General features: G+C 41.6%; 2 protein-coding genes. Both read right to left on the bottom strand.

Going from position 1 to position 2,373, the window contains the following annotated elements; translation table 11 throughout:
- Nucleotides 1–725 (bottom strand): inverse autotransporter beta domain-containing protein (locus BBROOKSOX_RS10100; RefSeq protein WP_180323992.1); only part of this gene is annotated, 725 nt, incomplete at its 3' end.
- Between the two features lie 202 nt (nt 726–927).
- Nucleotides 928–2,373: Ig-like domain-containing protein (locus tag BBROOKSOX_RS10095; protein ID WP_180323991.1), on the bottom strand; the 1,446-nt coding region annotated here is incomplete at its 5' end.

Below are 2,373 nucleotides of genomic sequence, written 5' to 3'. Positions count from 1 at the left end.
CTAAAGTTAGTGCGCTGGTATTCCAAACCAAGACTTAGGCGCCTGTGTCTGGATTTGGTCTCATAATCAGTAAAAACATTAATACCGACGATTGCCATGTCATCCTCTACCAATAGACGATGACCAATGCCTAAGTTAATCGTAGTGCGACGACTGTCGTTACTTTCACTCCTTCTGTTAGAAGCGATGCCACCTTGAAAGAAAGTTAACTCTTTGCTGTTGGTATTAAGCTCAGAAAGGGGTTGAATGGTTTTAATACTATAGTTCAGTATGTTTGCTTTCATCCCATCAATACTCACCTCACTACGACCCGCACCAAATGCATTTAAAAATGCGTTGGCTTTATCATTAACCAAGCCTTCGGTTTTGTTAATGGCTTGGTTTTTAATGTCTGTAGCAACCTTTTTACCCAGTTGGTCGGTATTGCCTGAGTTGGTAGAGCCTAGAGCAGTGCGAGCCGCACCTGCGACTTCTTTAAGTATAGTCGTGGCTTGGTTGTCTTGCTTGGCAGACTGTGGATTGTTTTGCTGGTAAGGCTTACTGAGGTCTAAGTAGGCTTCTTTGTTAAATTCTTCTTTGTTAAGCGCCTCTTTGTTAAGTTGCTGAGGATCATCAACAGAAAAAGCATTCAAAGAAAATGTGATTAAAAGGCTAAGCGCAAAAAAGTGTTTGAATTGCTTGAACGCACTAGAAAGCAAGATATGGGATTTTGTTATGTTTGACATGATGAGCATGGGGAGTTGTAAAAAAATTAACGAGAATTATATCATTATCCTTCTTTATATAAAGTTTTTTATACTATTTTAAATACCTCTAAAAAACTCTGATGAGATTTTTTGTCTCGCTAAATACTTTAAACAAATAACAAACCAGTACTTGAATGTTGTATTCTTAGTGCTGGTTATGGCTATTTATGCAAAATATTTATCAGAGAGGTTTATCTTTGAATCCGGTGATTTTTACTGCGTCAACTCCGTCAAATCCGCCAGCACTTTGAACGCCAACTAGTACCTTTATTTTGTAAAACGGACCTAGTCTCATTGCTTTGGAGTTTAGAGCTATCGTTCTGTCGTTTACTTGCATACCCCAGCTAGAATTTGTACAATCGGCACCCGAGAACTCACTAAGTTCGTCATTAAATGAATTATAAAGAGGAGTCTCCTTACCATCCGAGTCAATCCCAGAGATCATATCAACACCTCCTCCAGTGTTAAAAGTCTGACGAATAACAACAGATTGAATGTATAGTGGTTCGTCTTTATCATATGTAAGCGTGAGATTGGTCAGACCCTTATTTCCTTTTCCTTCTAACCAAGACTTCGGGTGATTCTTCACCGCCGGATCGCCAAGATTCAGCCCCAGGTCTGGCTTGCCAATAAGCTGCTTGGCGCCGGAACCCTTATCCGCGCTTGCGTCCGTAGCCCATTTTTCTATAACTATAGCTTTTGGTGGTTCTGTATTTAAGCTAACACTACGACTCGCTATAACATTCCCATTAGCATTACGATCGAGCGCAGAATTTGCAGGAATTGTAACTACCAAGGAGTTGCTGCTCATTCCTTGTGTTGGGAACGCAGTTAATGTCCAACGAGTATTTGCTGGAGCTTCGCTAACTGGAATGATTGCACCTGCAACGATCTTGCCATTTTCAATTTTCACATCTGAGACTGTAAAACCAACAACAGGCTCTGAAAAATCAAAAGTAAAAGTAACGGTTTTAGCAGCCCCAATTATGCCTTTTCCGCTCCCATTGGGCTTGGGGGAATTATCTGTGATTGTTAGTGTTACTAATTCGGTTGACGCATCAGAACCTATAGAACTAGTTTCTTTAATACAACGAACAGGTATACCGTCATTATTCTCAGCCTTATCCTCGTAGAAGCGCCCATTGCCCCTTTCGCTGTTAATCAAAACTACCTGATTTCCAGCACCCCTCAGATAGATGCTGGATCCCACAGTTCTGTCATCTTTTTCATGGCCAGCAGCCGGCAACGCCATCGCACTAAAGAAGGCATTTTGGACAATATATCTACCCTCACCAAGCTCGGCAATAAGCACCTTGAGATCTTTCTCAGATGGCAGGGTAAAGTTCGTTGGGCATGTAGCCTTACCAAGCTTGTAATAAGTTCCGTAAGCATTAGAGTCAGTGCCTGAGGTGGCTTTTTGTGTTGCACCTAAGTTTCTATCAAGCCAAACATTGCGTAGCAGTGTACCTGAGACGACCGCTTGGTACTCTCCTGTTGTATCAGTGTCAGGCTTCGATTTAATACAACGAACACTCATGCCGTAAGCACGATCAAGGCTATTGTAGTTCGCACCAGTACGGTCAATACTCAAATATTTAGCTTGTTGTACCCCAGTAGAAACAGAAGC

Source organism: bacterium endosymbiont of Bathymodiolus sp. 5 South (genome assembly GCF_900128535.1).
GTDB lineage: Bacteria > Pseudomonadota > Gammaproteobacteria > PS1 > Pseudothioglobaceae > Thiodubiliella.
The sequence above is the reverse complement of the archived record's forward strand: the minus strand, read 5'-3'. Positions and strand labels throughout refer to the sequence as shown.